This is a genomic window from Quadrisphaera sp. KR29, assembly GCF_052644995.1.
Genome location: NZ_JBQXXG010000005.1, coordinates 202,953 through 221,636 on the forward strand (window position 1 = coordinate 202,953; position 18,684 = coordinate 221,636).

Annotated in this window: 17 protein-coding genes; 6 read left to right on the plus strand and 11 right to left on the minus strand. The window is 77.1% G+C overall.

Annotated features, from left to right (window positions below):
* The first annotated feature begins 24 nt into the window (after positions 1-24).
* Both ACUN9U_RS06695 and ACUN9U_RS06700 read left to right on the plus strand, forming a co-directional pair.
* Positions 25-1,215 carry a cysteine desulfurase family protein gene (locus tag ACUN9U_RS06695; RefSeq protein WP_445484143.1) on the plus strand — a complete coding sequence of 397 codons (1,191 nt, stop codon included), beginning with the start codon at positions 25-27 and terminating at the stop codon, positions 1,213-1,215.
* Between the two features lie 65 nt (positions 1,216-1,280).
* The gene (locus ACUN9U_RS06700; protein ID WP_445484144.1) at positions 1,281-2,291 is read left to right on the plus strand and encodes an aldo/keto reductase family protein; all 1,011 of its coding nucleotides are present in this window, start codon (positions 1,281-1,283) and stop codon (positions 2,289-2,291) included.
* A 185-nt stretch (positions 2,292-2,476) separates the two neighbouring features.
* Here the strand turns inward: ACUN9U_RS06700 and ACUN9U_RS06705 are convergent, their stop codons facing one another.
* Positions 2,477-4,294 carry an ABC transporter ATP-binding protein gene (locus ACUN9U_RS06705; protein ID WP_445484145.1) on the minus strand — a complete coding sequence of 606 codons (1,818 nt, stop codon included), beginning with the start codon at positions 4,292-4,294 and terminating at the stop codon, positions 2,477-2,479.
* Complete coding sequence (locus tag ACUN9U_RS06710) at positions 4,291-6,219, minus strand: ABC transporter ATP-binding protein (RefSeq protein WP_445484146.1); 1,929 nt, start codon at positions 6,217-6,219, stop codon at positions 4,291-4,293. Before ACUN9U_RS06710 ends, ACUN9U_RS06705 begins: the two co-directional genes overlap by 4 nt.
* A gap of 111 nt (positions 6,220-6,330) precedes the next feature.
* On the opposite strand from ACUN9U_RS06710, the gene ACUN9U_RS06715 reads away from it, so the two are divergent.
* The gene (locus ACUN9U_RS06715) at positions 6,331-7,014 is read left to right on the plus strand and encodes a TIGR03085 family metal-binding protein (protein WP_445484147.1); all 684 of its coding nucleotides are present in this window, start codon (positions 6,331-6,333) and stop codon (positions 7,012-7,014) included.
* A 131-nt stretch (positions 7,015-7,145) separates the two neighbouring features.
* Here the strand turns inward: ACUN9U_RS06715 and hisF are convergent, their stop codons facing one another.
* The gene (gene hisF / locus ACUN9U_RS06720; RefSeq protein ID WP_445484148.1) at positions 7,146-7,919 is read right to left on the minus strand and encodes an imidazole glycerol phosphate synthase subunit HisF; all 774 of its coding nucleotides are present in this window, start codon (positions 7,917-7,919) and stop codon (positions 7,146-7,148) included.
* Between the two features lie 45 nt (positions 7,920-7,964).
* Here hisF and ACUN9U_RS06725 point away from each other — a divergent pair, with 45 nt between their 5' ends.
* Both ACUN9U_RS06725 and ACUN9U_RS06730 read left to right on the plus strand, forming a co-directional pair.
* Positions 7,965-8,543 carry a hypothetical protein gene (locus ACUN9U_RS06725; protein WP_445484149.1) on the plus strand — a complete coding sequence of 193 codons (579 nt, stop codon included), beginning with the start codon at positions 7,965-7,967 and terminating at the stop codon, positions 8,541-8,543.
* A 21-nt stretch (positions 8,544-8,564) separates the two neighbouring features.
* A complete protein-coding gene (locus tag ACUN9U_RS06730) occupies positions 8,565-9,650 on the plus strand; it encodes an FUSC family protein (protein ID WP_445484150.1) in 1,086 nt (361 codons plus the stop codon).
* Between the two features lie 174 nt (positions 9,651-9,824).
* On the opposite strand, the gene ACUN9U_RS06735 is transcribed toward ACUN9U_RS06730, so the two are convergent.
* Complete coding sequence (locus ACUN9U_RS06735; RefSeq protein ID WP_445484151.1) at positions 9,825-11,285, minus strand: mechanosensitive ion channel family protein; 1,461 nt, start codon at positions 11,283-11,285, stop codon at positions 9,825-9,827.
* 89 nt (positions 11,286-11,374) lie between these two features.
* On the opposite strand from ACUN9U_RS06735, the gene ACUN9U_RS06740 reads away from it, so the two are divergent.
* Positions 11,375-12,217, plus strand: coding sequence for an esterase/lipase family protein (locus ACUN9U_RS06740; RefSeq protein WP_445484152.1), 843 nt, complete (start codon positions 11,375-11,377; stop codon positions 12,215-12,217).
* 18 nt (positions 12,218-12,235) lie between these two features.
* Here the strand turns inward: ACUN9U_RS06740 and ACUN9U_RS06745 are convergent, their stop codons facing one another.
* From ACUN9U_RS06745 to ACUN9U_RS06775, 7 genes are all read right to left on the minus strand, one after another.
* Complete coding sequence (locus tag ACUN9U_RS06745) at positions 12,236-13,057, minus strand: ABC transporter permease (RefSeq protein ID WP_445484189.1); 822 nt, start codon at positions 13,055-13,057, stop codon at positions 12,236-12,238.
* Between the two features lie 11 nt (positions 13,058-13,068).
* Complete coding sequence (locus tag ACUN9U_RS06750) at positions 13,069-14,070, minus strand: ABC transporter ATP-binding protein (RefSeq protein WP_445484153.1); 1,002 nt, start codon at positions 14,068-14,070, stop codon at positions 13,069-13,071.
* A complete protein-coding gene (locus ACUN9U_RS06755; RefSeq protein ID WP_445484154.1) occupies positions 14,067-15,254 on the minus strand; it encodes a hypothetical protein in 1,188 nt (395 codons plus the stop codon). Before ACUN9U_RS06755 ends, ACUN9U_RS06750 begins: the two co-directional genes overlap by 4 nt.
* 47 nt (positions 15,255-15,301) lie before the next feature.
* The gene (locus tag ACUN9U_RS06760; protein ID WP_445484155.1) at positions 15,302-15,754 is read right to left on the minus strand and encodes a PH domain-containing protein; all 453 of its coding nucleotides are present in this window, start codon (positions 15,752-15,754) and stop codon (positions 15,302-15,304) included.
* Positions 15,751-16,650: an ATP phosphoribosyltransferase gene (gene hisG, locus ACUN9U_RS06765; protein ID WP_445484156.1), complete on the minus strand. Its 900-nt coding sequence runs from the start codon at positions 16,648-16,650 to the stop codon at positions 15,751-15,753. The genes ACUN9U_RS06760 and hisG overlap by 4 nt, the downstream gene beginning before the upstream one ends.
* An 8-nt stretch (positions 16,651-16,658) precedes the next feature.
* Positions 16,659-16,922 carry a phosphoribosyl-ATP diphosphatase gene (locus ACUN9U_RS06770; RefSeq protein ID WP_445484157.1) on the minus strand — a complete coding sequence of 88 codons (264 nt, stop codon included), beginning with the start codon at positions 16,920-16,922 and terminating at the stop codon, positions 16,659-16,661.
* 134 nt (positions 16,923-17,056) lie between these two features.
* Complete coding sequence (locus tag ACUN9U_RS06775; protein WP_445484190.1) at positions 17,057-18,625, minus strand: flotillin family protein; 1,569 nt, start codon at positions 18,623-18,625, stop codon at positions 17,057-17,059.
* Between the last annotated feature and the right edge of the window lie 59 nt (positions 18,626-18,684).

Consider the following 18,684-nt stretch of genomic DNA (forward strand, 5'->3'; position numbering starts at 1 on the left):
CACCACGACCAGGACGACCGACCGATGACGCACTACCTCGACCACGCCGCCACCTCCCCGCCCACGCGGGAGGTGCTCGAGGCGGTCTGGCCCTACCTCGTGCAGGTCACCGCCAACCCCGCGTCGGTCCACACCCCCGGGCAGCAGGCCCGGGACGGCCTGGAGCGGGCGCGCGCCGCGGCGGCGGCCGCCCTGGGCTGCCGGCCCGGCGAGGTGGTCTTCACCTCCGGCGGGACGGAGGCCGACGGGCTCGCCGTGCTGGGGGTCGCCCCCGCGGTGGTGGCCTCGCGCGGCCGGGAGCGCCACCTGGTCACCACCGCCGTCGAGCACGCGGCGGTCCTGGAGCCGGCGCGCGAGCTGGAGCGGCGCGGCTGGCGCGTCGACGTCGTCGGGGTCGACGGCGAGGGCCGCGTGGACGTGGCGGCCCTGGCCGAGGTGGTCACCGAGCGGACGGCGCTCGTCTCGGTGATGCACGCGAACAACGAGGTGGGCACCGTGCAGCCCCTCGCCGGGCCCGGTGGGGTGGCCGAGCTGTGCGCGCAGCGCGGGGTGGCGCTGCACGTCGACGCCGTCCAGAGCGCCGGGGTGCTGGACCTGCCCGGGCTGTGGGCGCTGGGGTCCTCGGCCGGGGGCGTGGCGGCGGTGAGCGTCTCGGCGCACAAGCTGGGCGGGCTGCGCGGCTCCGGGCTGCTGGCCGTGAGGTCCGGCACCCCGCTGGAGCCGCTCGCGCTGGGCGGCGGGCAGGAGCGCGGCCGGAGGTCGGGCACCGTGGACGTGGCCTCCGCGGTCGGCCTGGCGACGGCGCTGGCGGGAGCGGCGGCGCGCCGGGAGCACGAGGTGGCCCGGCTCGCCGGGCTGCGAGACCGGCTCGTGGCCGGGGTGCTGCGGGCCGGGGCCGCGGCCGGCGTCGACGTCTCGCTCACGGGCGCCGCGCCCGGTGCCGGCCGGCTGCCGGGGCACGCGTCCTTCGTGCTGCCGGGGCTGTCCGGTGAGCTGGTGCTGGCCGAGCTGGACCTGGCGGGGGTGGCGTGCTCGTCGGGGTCGGCGTGCTCGGCGGACAGCGACGACGCCTCGCACGTGCTGCTCGCGATGGGGCTGTCCGAGGACGCCGCGCGCACGTCCGTGCGGGCGACGCTGGGGTGGAGCTCGACGGAGGCCGACGTGGACGCGCTCCTCGAGGCCCTGCCCACGGCACTGGCCCGCGCCCAGCGGTGACGGCGGCGCCCGGCGGCGTCCGGGGCGGGTGAGCGGCGTCACAGGATGCGGGGTTGGATGGACGCATGGAGTTCAGGAAGCTCGGACGCAGCGGTCTCAAGATCTCGGAGATCACCTACGGCAACTGGCTGACGCACGGCTCGCAGGTCGAGAACGACGTCGCGACGCGGTGCGTGCGCGCGGCGCTCGACGCGGGCATCAGCACCTTCGACACCGCCGACGTCTACGCCAACGGTGCTGCCGAGGAGGTGCTCGGCGAGGCGCTCAAGGGCGAGCGGCGCGAGTCGCTGGAGGTCTTCACCAAGGTCTACTGGCCGGTCGGCCCCGGCGGGAAGAACGACGTCGGGCTGTCCCGCAAGCACGTCCTCGAGAGCATCGACAACAGCCTCGAGCGCCTGCAGATGGACTACGTCGACCTCTACCAGGCGCATCGCTACGACACCGAGACCCCGCTGGAGGAGACCATCTCGGCGTTCGCCGACGTCGTCGCCTCCGGCAAGGCGCTCTACATCGGCGTCTCGGAGTGGACCGCCGACCAGATCCGCGCCGGCCAGGCGCTCGCGCAGCAGGCGGGCTTCCGCCTGGTCTCCAACCAGCCGCAGTACTCCGCGCTCTACCGCGTCATCGAGGGGCAGGTCGTGCCGACCTCGCGGGAGCTGGGCCTGTCGCAGATCGTCTTCTCCCCCGTCGCCCAGGGCGTGCTGACCGGCAAGTACCTGCCCGGCCAGCAGCCCCCGGAGGGCAGCCGCGCCACCGACACCAAGGGCGGCGCGCAGATGATCTCCCGGTGGATGCGCGACGACGTGCTCGCCGCCGTCCAGGAGCTCAAGCCCGTGGCCGCCGACCTGGGCCTGTCGATGGCGGCGCTCGCGGTGGCCTGGGTGCTGCAGAACGACAACGTCGCCTCCGCCATCATCGGCGCCTCCCGCCCGGAGCAGGTGACCGACAACGTCAAGGCCTCCGGGGTGCGCCTGCCCGCCGAGGTGATGGCCAAGGTCGACGAGCTGCTCGGCGACGTGGTGGCCAGCGACCCGGCGCTGACCGCCGCGAGCGCCCCGAAGAAGCGCCCGGCCTGACCTGACGCCTCCGGGACCGCAACCGGGCGACCGGCTGCGGTCCCGGAGGGGGCACGAACAGCAGCCGGGTGCTCGGCTGCGCGTCCTCACCCCACCGGAAGCGCAAGCAGGCGCTCGGCTGCGGTCCCGGAGGCACCCGGACCCGCAACGGGGCGCTCGGCTGAGGACGCCCGGCGGCCGACCGGTCAGACGTGCTGGGCGGTCCAGGCGGCGTGCAGGCGCGAGTACGGCCCGCCGGCGTGCGCCAGCTGCGCGGCCGGCCCGACCTCGACCACCCGACCGGCGTCGACGACGACCACGACGTCGGCGGCCTCGGCCGTGGAGAGCCGGTGGGCGATCGCCACCGACGTCCGCCCGCTGAGGACGTGCTCCAGCGCCCGCTGCAGCCGCACCTCGGTGGCCGGGTCGACTGAGGAGGTCGCCTCGTCGAGCACGAGCAGGTCGGGGTCGGCCAGGTGCGCCCGCGCCAGCGCGACCAGCTGGCGCTCCCCTGCGCTGAGCCGCTCCCCGCGCTGGCCCACGGGCGTGCCGAGCCCGTCGGGCAGCTGCTCCAGCCACCGCCCGAGCCCGAGCTCGTCGAGGGCGGCGCGCACGTCCCCGTCGGTGGCGCCGGGCCGCCCGAGGCGGATGTTGTCACCGACCGTGGTGTCGAAGAGGAAGCCCTCCTGCGGCACGGCGACCACGCGCCGGTGCAGGGAGGCCTCCGGCACGCGGCGCGCGTCGACGCCGGACAGCAGCACCCGCCCGGCGTCGGGGTCGACCAGGCGCGTGACCAGGCGCGCCAGCGTCGTCTTGCCCGAGCCGGTCTCCCCCACCACGGCGATGCGCGAGCCGGCCGGCAGCACGAGGTCGACGCCGGCGAGCACCTGCCGGGAGGTGCCGGGGTAGGTGTAGCCGACGCCCTCCAGGCGCACCTCGACCGGCCCGGGCGGCAGCGCCGCGGCGTCGGCCGGCGAGGGGTCGGGCACCACGACGGGGGTGTCGATGAGCTCGACCACCCGGTGCCACCCGGCCAGGGCGTTCTGCAGCTCGTTGAGGACCTCGGTGGCGGCCTGCACCGGCATGACGAACAGGCCGATGATGAACAGGAACGCCAGCAGCCGCCCGAGGGTGATGTCGCCGTCGACGCCGAGCAGGGTGCCGGCCACCACGACCAGGGCCAGCACGAGCCCGGAGACGAAGACGCCCACCGAGAACGTCGCGGCGGTGGCGACCTGGGCCCTGACCGCCTGCTGGCGGTGTGCCTCCACCGCGGCGTCGACCGAGCGCCAGCTGCGCGCGGCGGCGGCGTGGGCGCGGATGACGTCGGCGCCCACCACGGTCTCCGAGACCGCGCCGAGCAGCTCGCCCATGCGCAGCCGCACCTGCTGGTAGGCGCGGGTGACGGGGCGCTGCAGGCGCCCGCGGAAGACGAGCACGGGCACGAAGCACGCCAGCACCAGCAGCGCCAGCTGCCAGGAGTAGACGAACATCAGCACCGTGGCGAGCACCAGCTGCCCCACGGCGAGGACCAGCACCACCATGCCGGTCTGCAGGAACGTGGAGATCGTGTCGACGTCGGAGGTGACCCGGCTGACGAGCGACCCGCGCCGCTCCCCGCTCTGGGTGAGCACCGCCAGGCGGTGCACGTGGGCGAAGGCGCGGGTGCGCAGGCTCGCCAGGCCCGCCTCGGTGGCGCGGAAGAGCCGGTAGTTCACCAGCCACGAGGTGGCCATGGTCAGCAGGACGACGACGGCGGCGGCCGCGGTGATGAGCGCGACGCGCCCGGCGTCGACGCCCCCCGGCGCCCGGACGCCGGAGTCGATGGTCTGCTGCACCGCGACCGGGACGACGATCCGCCCCAGCGTGGTGATGCTCGCGAAGACCAGCGTCAGGCCGAGGCCCTGGGCGACCTCGGGGGCGAGCTCGCGGGCGCGCGCCACCACCCCGCGGGGCCGGGGGGCCGGCGGCGGAGCGGCGTCGGCGCCGGTGGCGGCGCTGCGGCTGGGGGCTGCGGTGCTCACGCGGCGCTCCCCTCGCTGGCGGCGGCGCGCTCGCGCGCCGCCCGGGCGTAGGCGGAGACCAGCTCGCGGTAGCCCTCGTCGCGCTCGAGGAGCTCGGCGGCTGTGCCCCTGTCGACGACGCGGCCGCGCTCGAGGTGGACCACCTCGTCGGCCAGGGCGATGGTCGCCGGGCGCGAGGCGACCACCACCACCGTGGTGCCCGTGCCGCCGTCGAAGGAGGCGCCGAGCCCGTCGAGCACGGCCCGCTCGACGGCGGGGTCCAGCGCGGAGGTCGCGTCGTCGAGCACCAGCAGGCGGGGCCGGCGCACCAGGGCCCGCGCGAGGGCCAGGCGCTGGCGCTGGCCGCCGGACAGCGACGCGCCGCGCTCCCCCACCCGCGTGTCGAGCCCGTCCGGCAGGGAGGCGACGAAGCCCTCGGCCTGCGCGAGGCGCAGCGCGTCCCACACCTCCTCGTCGCCGACGTCCAGGCCGAGCGCGACGTTGCCGCGCACCGTGTCGTCGAAGACGAAGGTCGACTGCGGCACCAGCGAGGCCACGCCCGCGAGCTCGCCCTCGGCGAGGTCGCGCACGTCCAGGCCGTCGAGCAGCACCTGCCCTGACGTGGGGTCGACCAGGCGCACGAGCAGGCCGGCCAGCGTCGACTTGCCCGACCCCGTGCCGCCGACCAGCGCCGTCGTGGTGCCGGCCGCGAGGTCGAGGTCGACCCCGGACAGCACGGGGCGCGGGGCGCGGGCGGCGGGCGCAGCGGCCGCTGCGCCGCCGCGCCCGCCGTCGTCCTGCGCGTCCTGCTCGTCCTCGGCGTCGGTCGGGTCGGGGACGGGCACCGGGTGGTGGTGCTCCAGGCCGCGCGTCGCGGGCGCGGCGGGGGTGGCGCTGCGCGCGGCCCGCTGCCGGCCCCACGGCGTCGTGGCGCTCTCGCGCAGCACGGACTGCAGGCGCGCGTCACCGGCCACGGTGCGCGGCAGCTCGGCCAGGGTCCAGCCGATGGCGCGCACGGGGAAGGCCAGCAGGCTGAGCATGTAGGCGACCTGGACGATGTCGCCGACGTCCGCCGAGCCGCCCGCGGCGCGCGCCGCGCCGACGGCCAGCACCAGCAGCGTCCCCAGCTGCGGCAGCGCCTCGATGACGGGGTCGAAGGCGCCGCGGGTGCGCCCGGCGGCCACGTTGGCGTCGCGCAGGCGCCCGGCCTGGCGGGAGAAGCGCTCCACCTCACCGTCGGCCAGGCCGAGGGTCTTGACCACCAGCGCGCCCTCGAAGCTCTCGTGCGCGACGGCGGAGACCTCCCCGCGCAGGCGCTGCACGCGGCGCACCCGGGGCGACATCGCCCGCGAGTAGGCGGCGTTGGCCACCACGAGCGCGGGCACGACCACCAGCCCGATGCCGCCCAGCACCGGGTCGGCCGCCACCATCGCCGCGCCCGCCACCCCGATGAGGACGACGACGCCGAGCGCGAACGGGAGCACGGCCATGGCCTGCCAGGTCGCCTCGACGTCGGAGGCGGCGGTGGCCAGCAGCCGGCCGGCGGGGTGGGAGTGGTGCCAGCTCAGCGGCAGGTCGAGGTAGCGGCGCGCCAGGGCGCGCCGGTAGCGGGCCTGCAGGCCGTACATGGTGGCGCCGGCGAAGATGCGGCGCAGGAGCACGCCGACCACGGTGACCACCGTGATGGCGAGCAGGGTGCCGCCCGCGAGCCAGACGTCGGCAGCGGTCACCTCCGGGCCGCCGGGGGTGAGGGCGGGCACGACGACGCCCTCGGTCACGCGCCCGACCATCCAGCCGCTGCCGGCGGTCCCGACGCCGTAGACGACGCTGCCGAAGACCGCCCACGCGAAGGGGCGCGGCTCCTCGCGGGCGCCGCGCGCGAGGATCCTCAGGCCGGGCAGGAACGTGCCGCGGGGGCTCGCGGCGGGACGGGCGGGGGCACTCACAGGCGGCTCACTCGGTGTATCGAAACACGGGACACCGACGGCCGCTCCCGAGGCGCACCCCGAGGCGCGCCGCAGCGCCCCGCAGTGCCCCGCGCGGCCCGCCGCGCGAGGATGACCGGCGTGACAGGGCCCGACCGCGCTCACCTCGCCGACCTGCTGCTGCAGGCCGGCCCCGACGCCCCGACCCTGTGCGAGGGGTGGGACGCGCGCGAGCTCGCCGTCCACCTCGTGGTGCGCGACGGGCGGCCTGACGCCTTCCTCGCCCGGCAGGCGGGAGAGCGGCTGGGCGACCGCGTGCCCGCGCTGGCGCGCGCGGCGTCGCACGCCGACGCCGTCGAGGCGCGGCTGCGCGCCCTGCCGTTCGCCGAGCTCGTGGAGCGCTTCAGGGCCGGGCCCCCGCGGTGGACCCCGCAGGCGCTGCCGCCGGTGGAGGCCCTGGCCAACGGGCTGGAGTTCTACGTGCACGGGCAGGACGTGCGCCGGGCCGCGCCCTCGTGGGACCCGGCCGACCCCGCCAGCGCGGAGGTGCTGCGACCGGGCCAGCGCGAGGCGCTGTGGCGCAGCCTCAAGGGGCTCGCACGGCTGGTCTACCGCCGCTCACCGGTGGGCGTGGTGCTGGTGGTGCCGGCGGGCCCGCAGCTCGTGGCGGTGCGGCGCGAGCGCTCCGTGGAGGTCACCGGCGAGGTCGAGGAGCTGGTGCTGCACGCCAGCGGTCGCCGCGGCGCGGCGCAGGTCGAGGTCACCGGGCCGGAGGACGCGGTGGCCGCCTTCTCCAGCGTGGTCCAGCAGATGTGACCCGCCCCCCGAAGTGTCAGGACGAGCCGCAGCGTCAGGTGCCGGAGGCCGGTTCCGGCCTCGTGGACCTGACGCTGCGGGCGGACCTGGCAGTGCGCGCCGGACCTGGCGCTGCACCGGGCCAGGGGGCGTCAGCGCACGGGGTGGCCGGCGGCGGCCAGCGAGGCCTTCACGTCACCGACGCTCATCTGCCCGAAGTGGAAGACGCTCGCCGCGAGCACGGCGTCGGCGCCGGCCGCCACGGCCGGGGCGAAGTGCTCCACGGCGCCCGCGCCGCCGCTGGCGATGACCGGCACCCCGACCCGCGCCCGCACCGCCGCGAGCATCTCCAGGTCGAAGCCGGCCTTCGTGCCGTCGGCGTCCATGGAGTTCAGCAGCAGCTCCCCCGCGCCGAGCTCGGCGACGCGCTCGGCCCACTCGACCGCGTCGATCCCCGTGCCGCGGCGACCGCCGTGCGTGGTGACCTCGTAGCCCGACGGCGTCGCAGGCTCACCGGCCGGGGTGCGGCGCGCGTCCAGGGAGACCACGAGCACCTGGTTGCCGAAGTGCTGGGCGACCTCGCGCACCAGCTCGGGCCGGGCGATGGCGGCGGTGTTGATCCCGACCTTGTCCGCCCCGGCGCGCAGCAGCCTGTCGACGTCGTCGGGGGTGCGCACGCCACCGCCCACCGTGAGGGGGATGAAGACCTGCTCGGCGGTGCGGCGCACGACGTCGTAGGTGGTCTCGCGGTCCCCGGAGGAGGCGGTGACGTCGAGGAAGACCAGCTCGTCGGCGCCCTGCGCGTCGTAGCGGGCGGCCAGCTCCACCGGGTCGCCGGCGTCGCGCAGCTCGCGGAAGTTGACGCCCTTGACCACGCGGCCGGCGTCGACGTCGAGGCAGGGGATCACGCGCACGGCCAGGCTCACGTCGGCCCAGCCTAGGCGGCGTCCGTCCGCGGCTAGGGTCGCCGGGTGCTCGAGCTGCCCGCCTCCGAGGCGGCCGCGGCGGCCGAGGCCGCCGCCGACCTCGTCCTGGCCCGCCCCGCCGGGCCGGGCGGGGTCCGGGTGCTCGCCGTGGACGGGCCGAGCGGCTCGGGCAAGACCACCCTGGCGGCCGCCGTCGCGGGCGCCCTGCGCGCCCGGGGGGTGGACGTCGTGGTGGTGCACATGGACGACCTCTACCCCGGCTGGGACGGGCTCGCGGAGGCCGTCGGCCTGGTCACCGAGCAGGTGCTCGGCCCCCTGAGCAGCGGCGCGCCGGCCGCCTTCCGGCGCTGGGACTGGGTGGCGCACACCTGGGTGCAGCGGGTGCCGGTGCCCGCGGCCCCCGTCGTCGTCGTCGAGGGGGTGGGCTGCGGCTCGCGCCCGTGCGCGCCGCACCTGGCCGCGCTGGTGTGGGTGGAGGCCGACGACGACGAGCGCATGCGGCGCGGCGTCGAGCGCGACGGCGAGGCCTACCGGCCGCACTGGGAGCGGTGGGCCGTGCAGGAGCGGGCGCTCTTCGCCGCGGAGGGCACGCGCCAGCGCGCGGACCTCGTGCTGCGGACCTGACCACCCGGCAGGATGTCGGGGGTGAGCAGGCCGCGCCTCGAGCTGCGGTCCCGGGTCGCCCGGCTGCGCGGCTACGCCTGGCACGTGGTGCTGTGCGCCAGCGGGGCCGGGCTGGCCTACCTGGTGGCGCGCTACGCGCTGGGCCACGAGCAGCCGATCTTCGCGCCGATCGCCGCGGTGCTGGGCCTGGGCGTCTCCTACGGGCAGCGGCTGCGGCGGGTGGGCGAGGTGGTGGTGGGCGTCGCCATCGGCGTGCTCATCGGCGACCTGCTCGTGCGCGCCTTCGGCACCGGCGCCTGGCAGATCGCCCTGGTGGTGGGGCTGGGCATGTCGGTGGCCATCCTCCTGCGCGCGGGCACGCTGATGATCAACCAGATCGCCATCCAGGGCGTCTTCATCACGCTGTACCACCCGGCCACCACGGGCGCCATCGTCGACCGCTGGACCGACGCCGCCACCGGCGGCGCGGTGGCGCTGCTGCTCGCCACGCTCGTGCCGCGTCAGCAGCTGCGCCGGCCCGTGGTGCTGGCGCAGGAGGTGCTCGCCACCGTCGCCGACCTGCTGCTGGAGGCGTCCTCGGCGGCGCGCGACGGCGACGTCGACAGCGGTCGCGACGCCCTCGCCCACGCCCGCGGCACCCAGGAGCGCCTCGACAGGCTGCGCGCGGCCGTCGCCGAGGGCCTCGACGTGGCGCGGCTCACGCCCTTCCGCCGGCACCACGCCGTGCGCGCGCAGACCGTGCAGGCGCTGGTGGTGCCGCTCGACAGGGCGGTCCGGAACATCCGCGTGCTCTCCCGCCGCCTCGCGGTGGCCACAGAGCGCATGGAGGTGGTGCCCGCGGAGCTGCTCGTGCTGGTCGACGAGCTGGCCGGGGCGGTGCTGCGGCTGTCCGAGGACCTCGGCGCCGGCCGGGCGCTGGACGACGCCGTGGACGCCCTGGCCGCGGTGGGCCTGGCCTCGGTGGTGGTGCCGCGCTCGTCCCTGTCGGCCGACGTGGTGCTCGCGCAGGTGCGCTCGGCGACGGTCGACCTGCTCATGGTGGCCGGGCTGGACGACGACGCCGCGCACGAGAAGGTGCCGGTGCGCGCCGGGGAGCGCTTCGGCTGAGCGGGGTGGCTCCGGACCCGGCTGTGACGCCGGACGGGCACCCGGCACCGCGGCCCCGTCCCGCGCGCAGGACCCGCCCCTCAGCCGCTCTCAGGCCCGCTCGCCGGACTTCTGCACGCCCGGCGGGACGCCCGGAGGGTGCTCGCGAGGCCCGTGGTCACGGGCGGGGTGGGGTCAGCGGCGCTTCTCCGGGACGGTGGGGATGACCGACGTCGTGAGGGCGGGGTCGGGGTCCTCCCGGAACCGGCGCCTGACGGCCTCGCGCTCCTCGGCCTCCACGCGCTCGCGCTCCTCGCGCAGCATCCGCTCCACCCGGTCGGCCTGCTCGGCCTCGCTGGGCCCGGCGAAGGCCCGCGAGCGCTCCACGGCCTCCATCGACCCCGTGAAGAGGGAGTCGTCGCGCCGGTCGGGGACCTGCACGGGCGGCAGCACGGTGGTGGCCGGGGTCGGCACGCCGGGCCCGCGGCGGGGGGCCTGCGGGTCGTGCTGGCCCTTCGCGGGGACGCGCTCCTCGCGGCCGGCGGCCAGGGCCGCCTGCGCGGCCTCCTCGGCTCCCGTGCCGGCCAGGCGCAGGCGCGGGAGCCCTGCGGGGTCGGAGGTGACCAGCCAGCGCACCATCGCCTCGCGCACGTGGCAGCGCAGGTCGAAGATGGTCGGCCCGTCCTGGGCGGAGACCGTGATGCGCACCTGCACGAAGGAGCCGACGGCGTCGGTGACCTGCAGCACGGCCACGCGGCGGTCCCACAGCTCGTCGGCCTCGAGCACGCGGTGCAGCTCCTCGCGCATGGCGTCGAGGTCGGTGCGCCAGTCGACCTCGAGCACGACCACGCCGAGCAGCTGGGCGTCCTTGCGGGTCCAGTGCTCGAAGGGGGTGGAGGTGAAGTAGGTCGAGGGCAGCACCAGGCGGCGGTCGTCCCAGACGTGGACCACGACGTAGGTGAGGGTGATCTCCTCGATGCGTCCCCACAGGCCCTCGACGACGACGACGTCGTCGACGCGCAGCGCGTCGGTGAAGGCCAGCTGCAGGCCCGCGAAGACGTTGCTCAGCGAGCTCTGCGCCGCCAGGCCGGCCACCACGGACAGCAGGCCGGCGGAGGCGAAGATGCCGGTGCCGACCACGCGGGCCTCGGGGAAGGTCCACAGCATCGCCCCGAGGGTGAGCAGCGCGATGGCCAGCAGCGCGATGCGCCGCAAGAAGATGATCTGGGTGCGCACGCGGCGCGCGTGGCGGTTGTCGGCCACGTCGACGCGGAACCTCTCGAGGAGCAGGTCCTCGACCACGAGCACGACCTTGGCCAGCAGCCACCCGATGCAGGCGATGACCGCGAGCAGCAGCACGGTGCGCGCGGCGGCCAGCCACCCGTCGCTGCCCGCCGACCTGACCAGCACCTGCTGGACCGCCAGCGCCACCAGGGTCCACCGGAAGGGCCCCTTGAGGCGGGCGGCGAGGGTGCGCGCCACCACCGAGCGCCGGCCGATCCGCAGGACGACGGCGTGCACGACCATGCCCAGCAGCAGCGCCCCCAGCGCCGCGCCCGCTGCGACGGCGAGCAGCTGCAGCGCCTGCAGCCCGCTCAGCGGGGCGGTCGCAGCGGTGTCGTCGGCGGCGAAGAGGGCGGTGAACGCGTCGAGCATGGCTGGGGAGGGCCTCCGGGTCCGGGGCGGGTGGTGCGGGCGGTCCGTCAACTGTCGCAGAAGATCCCGCCGTCGTGCACGCTCGCCGGGTGGCACCCAGGCGCCGGCTGTCGATCGCCCTGATCGCCCTGCTCGTCGTCCTCGTGGTCGGCGCCGCGGCGGTGCTGGTGGTGGGCGAGGGGTCGCCCGGCGCCCGCGGCGGAGCGCCCGGTGGTGCGCCGCCGCCCGCGGACCAGGCCGTGCAGGGCACCGTGCTGCTCGTGCCCGGCTACGGCGGCGGCACCGGCGGCCTGGAGGTCCTGGCCCGGGCGCTGGAGGCCGCGGGGCGGCAGGTGGAGGTGGTGGCGGCCGTCGGCGGCGGCACCGGCGACCTCGCCGAGCAGGCCGGTGCGGTGCAGGAGGAGGCCGCCGCGGCGCTGCAGGCCGGGGCGCCGTCCGTGGACGTGGTCGGCTACTCGGCGGGCGGGGTGGTGGCGCGGCTGTGGCTGGCCGGGCCGGGCCGCGGCGTGCCGGTGCGCCGCGTGGTCACCCTGGGCAGCCCCCACCACGGCACCGACCTGGCCCGCTTCGCCGCGGTCAGCGCCCCCCAGGACTGCCCGCTGGCCTGCCAGCAGCTGCAGCCGGGCAGCGGCCTGCTGCGCACCCTGCCGGACACCCCCGGCGAGGGGACCCGCTGGACCAGCGCGTGGTCGAGCGCCGACCAGGTGGTGGTGCCGCCGGCGGACGCCTCCGCGCTGCGCGGCGCCGTCGGCGTGGAGCTGCAGGGCGTCTGCCGCGGCGCCGTCGTCGACCACGGCGGCCTGGTCACCGACCCGCTGGCGGTGGGGGTGGTCGACGCCGCGCTGGACGGCCCGGTGCTGGGCTCCGCGCCGCCGCCGTCGGACTGCGAGGCCCTCACCGCCCGCGGCCGGGCGCTCCTGGGCGCCCCCTGACGGGGACGGGCCGCCGGGTCAGCTGGTGACGTCGCGCGTGGTGAAGGCGGCCCACGCCGCGGCCAGCAGAATCCCGGCCCAGCCCAGCTGCACGAGCACGCCCCGGCGCACGTCGGTCCACAGCACCGGGTCGCGGAAGAGGTCCACCCACGCCAGCCAGTACCGCGTGGGCAGCAGCTCGTGGACCGCCGAGGCGGCGTCCAGGCCCACCAGCACCGTGCTGGCCACGAGCAGCGCGAGGCCGCCGAGCGCCGCCACGAGCGGGGAGTCGACCAGCGTGGACAGCAGCAGCGCCAGCGCCGCCACGCCCAGCATCGACACCGAGACGTACGCCATCACCATCAGCGTGCGCACCAGAAGCTCCCCCGGCGACAGCGACGTGCCCGACAGCGAGGCCGTCGTCGTGCCGAGCGCGTCGGGGCGGGTGCCCAGCAGCTGGGTGCCCGCCACCAGGGAGACCACCGCGACGGCGACGACGGCGCCGAGGGTGAAGGCCAGCACCGCGACCAGCTTGGCCACCAGCAGCCGGGTCCGGCCCACGGGCCGCACCAGCAGGTAGCGCAGCGTGCCGGCCTGCGCCTCGCCGGCCACCGCGTCGCCCGCGACGACGCACACCGCCACCGGGAGGAAGACCGGCACGATGATGCCGAGCGCCGCCGCGGGGTACAGCTGGCCGTTGCCGAGCACCGCCGAGAGGAAGGCCGGGCCCTGCCCCGGCCGCGGCGCCAGCTCGCTGGTGGCCAGGAACGCCGCCACCACCACCGGCAGGGCGCACAGCAGGCCCACCGACACCCAGGTGCGGGGGCGCAGGGCGAGCTTGCGCAGCTCCACCGCCGTCAGCGCCGCGAGCCTCACGGGCGCGCCCTCGGGGCGGCCGCGAGGCCCTCGCCGACGGCGGTGGTGCGGGCGAGGACGACGTCGGTCAGGGTGCGCCGCTCCACCACCGCCTCGCGCACGGCCAGGCCGCCGCGGACCAGGTCGCCGACGACGTCGCCGGCGTCGGCCACCATGAGGCGCGCGCCGCCGCCCGGGGCGGGCGCCGGTGCCTCCAGCAGGCGCCGGCCGAGCAGTGCGGCGGCCGCCGCGCCACCGCGCGGACCCGCGCCGTCGTCGTCGTCGCCCCGGGGAGCACCGGCGAGCGTCACGAGCAGCCTGCCGGTGGGGGCGCGCAGGGCCTCGACGTCGTCCTGGACCACCAGGCGGCCCCGGTCCATGACGCCCACCCGGGTGCACAGGTGCTCCACCTCGCTGAGCAGGTGGCTGGAGACGAGGAGCGTGGTGCCCTGCGCCGACAGGTCGAGCAGGAGGTCGGTGACCAGGGCGATGCCCTGCGGGTCGAGGCCGTTGGTGGGCTCGTCGAGCACGAGCAGGCGCGGGCGGCGCACCAGCGCGGCGGCGATGCCGAGCCGCTGGCGCATGCCCAGGGAGTAGGCGCGCACCGGCCGGCGCCCCACCTGCGCCAGGCCGAGCGCCTCCAGGGCCTCCTCCACCCGGCGGCGACGGGTGCGCCGGCCTCCCGCGGTGGGCACGGCGGCGTCGAGCAGGCGCAGGTTGGCCCGCCCCGACAGGTGCCCGATGGCGGCCGGGCCCTCGACCATGGCGCCGACCTGCGGCAGGACCCTGGCGGCCTCCTGCGGGACCCGGCCGCCCAGCACGCTGACCCGTCCGGCGGTGGGCAGCACCAGGCCCAGGAGCATGCGCACGGTGGTGGTCTTGCCCGACCCGTTGGGGCCCAGGAAGCCGTACCTGTCGCCCTCGGCGACGCGCAGGTCGACGTCGGTGACGGCCTGCACCCGCCCGAAGCGCTTGGTCAGCCCCGTGGTCTGCACGGCCAGCGCGGTCGCGGCGGTCACGGGCGGCGCTCCGGGGGGTCGTCCACCAGCTGGGCGGCGGCGCGGGTGAGCAGCTCGGGCTGCACGGCGCCGGAGACGAGGTAGGCGCGGTCCTCGCGGGGACCGGGGACGAGGACGACAGCCGCGCTCAGCGCCCCGGCGCGCACGAGCGCCGTCTGCGCCCGTCCGGCGGCGTCACCAGCGCCGTCGAGCGGGTCCGCGCCAGCGGCCTGCGCGGCGCGGAGCGCCTGGCGGCCCTGGTCGGCGGGCAGGGAGACGACGGCCAGCCGCAGCAGCCCGGTGCCGTAGGCGACGGCGCCGGTGGTGCGCGGGTCCTGCAGGGCGGGCAGGCCGGCCAGCTGCTCGGGCAGCAGCCACGGGGCGGCGGTGGCGGCTCCGGCCGCGACGTCGACCTCGGCGGTGCGCTCGGCGGCGCCGGGCGGGTCCGGGACGGCGAGCGCCGCGGGGTCGGGAGCGCCGAGGGCGACGTCGTCGAAGGCCGCGGCGAGCACGGGCCCGCCCACGACGTCGACCACCTCGACGGCCAGCGGCAGACCGCTCGCCCTGTCGACCCACAGGTCGGCGTGGTCCACCGTGGACAGCGCGGCCTCCTGCGGGTCGTCGCCGGAGGGGCGCAGGCGGACGCCGTCGGCCAGGCGGCCCGCGACCACGCGCTCGCCGAGGCCGGCGGCGCCGAGCGCGGCCGCCTCGAGGCCCCCGGGGCCGGCCAGCAGGGAGCGGGCCAGCGCCGGCGGCAGCAGGTCCGGCGGGCGCGGCAGGCGCGCGCCGGTCAGGGGCGCGCCGGTGGTGAGGGCGTCGCGCTCGTAGTCCCAGCCGGTCAGCTGCCCGCCGGAGGCGTACTGGCCCCGCTCACCGGTGGCCGTGAGCACGTCGGTGCGCCAGGTCCGCTCGTCGGACCACCAGGTGCGGGTGCGGGTGCTCTCCCCCACCAGGGCGGCGACGTCGCCCAGGCGCGGCAGGTCCGGCAGGCCGAGGGCGCCGCTGCTGGTAGCGGTACCGGTGAACGGCACCCCGGCGGAGGCGGCGGCGCGGGCGAGCACCGCGGTGGCGTCCTCGCGGGTCCCGTCGCCGCCGGCGCTCCACGCGGGGCGCCCGGCCAGGGCGGCGGTCACGAGCAGCGCTGCGCCGGCCGCCACCGCGGCCCACCGCAGGCCGGCGCCCCGGACGTGGGGGGCGGCGGGCACCGCGTCACCGTACGTCGCCTCCCTGGGAGCCGCCCCTCCCCCGCCGGTCAGCGGGTGTGCAGCGCCACGAGGGTGGCCAGGCGGTCTGCCTCGGCGACCCCGCGCTGGCCGTCGGCGCGCTGGACGCCCATGACGGCCAGGGTGTCGCCGTCGGCGAGGTCCAGCTGGACCCACGGGCGGCCGCCGCCGAAGGAGACCCCGACCACCTCGGCCCACTCCAGGCGCCGGCGCCGCACGAGGTTGCGCACGTACAGCCCCCGCTCGTCGGGGACGGCGACCACCCGCGCCTGCATCTCGCAGAACGCCATCACCAGCAGCCCGGTGACGAGGAAGCCGAGGCGGTCCCACACGGTCTGCTGGACCACGAAGGCGGCGAGCGCCGCGAACAGCACGACGGCCACCACTCCCAGCAGCCGGCTCATCCTCCGCCCGCGCACGGGCCGGAACGGCGCGTGCAGGCGAGCCGCGCCGTCGGCGGCGGACGACGACGGCGACGTCACAGGCGGCAGGCGTGGATCGTGGTGACGAGGATGGCGCGCGCGCCGAGGTCGTAGAGCTCGTCCATGACCTTGTTGGTCCTCGCGCGCGGGACCATGGCCCGCACCGCCGCCCACGCCGGGTCGGCCAGCGGCGCCACGGTCGGCGACTCCAGGCCGGGGGTCAGCGCGCAGGCGGCGTCGAGGTGCTCGCGGGGCACGTCGTAGTCGACCATGACGTACTGCCTGGCCACGAGCACGCCCTGGATGCGCCGCAGCAGCACCTCCAGGCCGGCCGGGCGCACCGGCCCGTCCTCGCCGCGGCGGGTGATGACCACGGCCTCCGAGCGCAGGATCGGCTCGCCGAAGACCGCCAGGCCCGCCGAGCGCAGCGTGGAGCCGGTCTCGACGACGTCGGCGATGGCGTCGGCCACGCCCAGCTGCACGGCGGTCTCCACCGCGCCGTCCAGCCGGACCACCGAGGCGGTGACGCCGGCGGCGGCGAGGTGGTCGGCCACCAGGCCGGCGTAGCTGGTCGCCACGCGCCGCCCGTCCAGCCCGGCGACGTCGAGCCCCCCGCCGACCTCGGCGGCGGGCCCGGCGAAGCGGAAGGTCGAGGCGCCGAAGCCCAGCTGCATGACCTCGTCGGCCTCCGCGCGGGAGTCGAGCAGCAGGTCGCGTCCGGTGATGCCGACGTCGAGGGTGCCCGAGCCGACGTAGACGGCGATGTCGCGCGGGCGCAGGAAGAAGAACTCCGCGCCGTTCTCGGGGTCGGCGAGCACCAGCTCGCGGCCCTCGCGGCGGGTGGCGTACCCGGCCTCGCGCAGCAGCTGCGCCGCCGGCTCGGACAGCGACCCCTTGTTGGGGACGGCGATGCGCAGCGGCGCGGAGGTCTCAGCGGTGGTCGAGCTGCTGGTCATCGGGAGGCTCACAGGTGCTCGTAGACGTCGTCGAGGGACAGGCCGCTGGCGATCATGAGCACCTGGGCGTGGTAGAGCAGCTGGGAGATCTCCTCGGCCGCGCGCTCCGGCGTCTCGTGCTCCGCGGCCATCCAGGACTCGGCGGCCTCCTCCACGAGCTTCTTGCCGATGGCGTGGACGCCGGCGTCCAGCTCGGCGACGGTGCGGGAGCCGGCGGGGCGCTCGGCGGCCTTGGCGGACAGCTCGGCGAAGAGCTGCTCGAACGACTTCACGAGCGTCCAGCCTACGGGCGGGGGCGGGGGCGTCCCTCCCTCGGCCCGCCCGGACGGGTGGATCCCGCGGTCGCCGCGACGACGACGGCGCCGCGTCCGGCTGCGCGCGGGCGTCCTGGCGCGAGCGGGGCGGCTCAGGCCTGACCGTCGGCGTGGACCACGTCGCCGCTCGGAGCCGCCGCGGGTCCGGTGCCGCCCTGGCCGCCGGCGCGGCGCAGGAGGGCGCCGACGTCGACGCCGGTGGTGCGGCGCACCAGCTCGAGGGTCTCGGTGAGGTTGGTCGCCACGCCCCTGCTCAGCGCGCTCGCGCCGTCGGTGGAGATGACGGTGAGGTCGCTGATGGCGCTCATCGGCGCCGCGAGCTCGCGGGCGACCTTGGGCAGCGCCTCGACCACCATCTGCGTGGTGGCGGCCTGGCCGTAGCGCTCGAAGGCCTCCGCGCGCAGGCGCTGGGTCTCGGCCTCCGCCTCGCCCTTGGCGCGGATCGCCGCGGCCTCGGCCTCGCCCTCGGCGCGCACGGCGTTGGCGATGGCGGTGCGGCGCGCCAGCTCGGCCTCGCCCTCGAGGCGCACCTTCTCGGCGGCGGCCGCCGCGGCCACGCGGGCGGCTTCGGCGTCGGCCTGGGCGAAGGTCTTCGCGCGCTCGGCGTTGGCGGCGGTGGCCAGGCGGGTGCGCTCGGCCTCGGCCTGCGCCTCGGCGATGGCCGTGGCCTTGGCGCCCTCGGCCTGGTAGATCTCGGCGTTGCGCCGGCCCTGGGCCTCCTGCTCGGCCTGGTAGCGGGCGGCGTCGGCGGGCTTGCGGACCTGGGTGTCCAGCTGGCGCTCGGTCAGGGCCGCCTGCCGCTCGGCGACGCGCTCCTGGCTGGTGAGCACCTCCTGGTCGCGCTCGGCCTTGGCCAGGGACCCGGCGGCCTCGGCGTCGGCGGCGGCCCTGTCGGTGTCGGCCTTGAACGCCGAACGGCGCAGGTCGAGGTCGCGCTGCGACTCGGCGATCGCCTCGTCGGCCTTGGCCTGCGCCTGGCTGGCCTCCCGGCGGGCGGCGGCCTCGGCGATGGCGGCGTTGCGGGCCGCGGCGGCGGCCTCGGGGCGGCCGAGGTCGCGCAGGTAGTTGGTGTCGTCGGAGACGTCCTGGATCTGGAAGGTGTCCAGCACCAGGCCCTGGTTGGACAGCGAGGAGATCGACTCCTCGGCCACCTGCGCGGCGAAGGCGGCGCGGTCGCGGATGATCTCGTCGACCGTCAGCGTGCCGACGATGGAGCGCAGCGAGCCCGCCAGGACCTCCTGCGTGAAGGACTCGATCTCGTCCTGCTGGTGCAGGAACCGCTGGGCGGCGGCGCGGACGTTGTCCTCCGAGCCGCCGACCTTGACGATGGCGACGGCGTCGAGGTTGAGGCGGATGCCCTGCTTGGACACGGCGCCGCCGATCTTCACCGAGATCCGGCGGCTGCTCAGCGACAGCACGTGCACGCGCTCGACCAGCGGCTTGACGAAGACGCCGCCGCCCATCACCACGCGCTGGCCGGACAGGTCGGTGGAGACCTGGCCGGTCTCGGGGTTGGTCACCGCCTTGCCCTTGCGGCCGGTGACGATGAACGCCTCCGACGGGCTGGCGATCTTGTACCGCCGCGCGATGGAGAAGACCACCACGAGCAGGACGAGGACGACCGCGCCGATGATGACGGCGGGCACGAGCACCGGGGTCAGGTCCACGGGCCAGACCCTAGGGGCGCGCCGCGCACCGCAGGGTCATCCCCCGGGTGGGT

What these genes read in the sequence shown, in the direction of transcription:
- ACUN9U_RS06735 (WP_445484151.1), bottom strand. Translation starts at nt 11,285, where the DNA reads ATGCTCGACGCGTTCACCGCCCTCTTCGCCGCCGACGACACCGCTGCG.
- ACUN9U_RS06695 (WP_445484143.1), top strand. Translation starts at nt 25, where the DNA reads ATGACGCACTACCTCGACCACGCCGCCACCTCCCCGCCCACGCGGGAG.
- hisG (WP_445484156.1), bottom strand. Translation starts at nt 16,650, where the DNA reads ATGACCAGCAGCTCGACCACCGCTGAGACCTCCGCGCCGCTGCGCATC.
- ACUN9U_RS06700 (WP_445484144.1), top strand. Translation starts at nt 1,281, where the DNA reads ATGGAGTTCAGGAAGCTCGGACGCAGCGGTCTCAAGATCTCGGAGATC.
- ACUN9U_RS06715 (WP_445484147.1), top strand. Translation starts at nt 6,331, where the DNA reads ATGACCGGCGTGACAGGGCCCGACCGCGCTCACCTCGCCGACCTGCTG.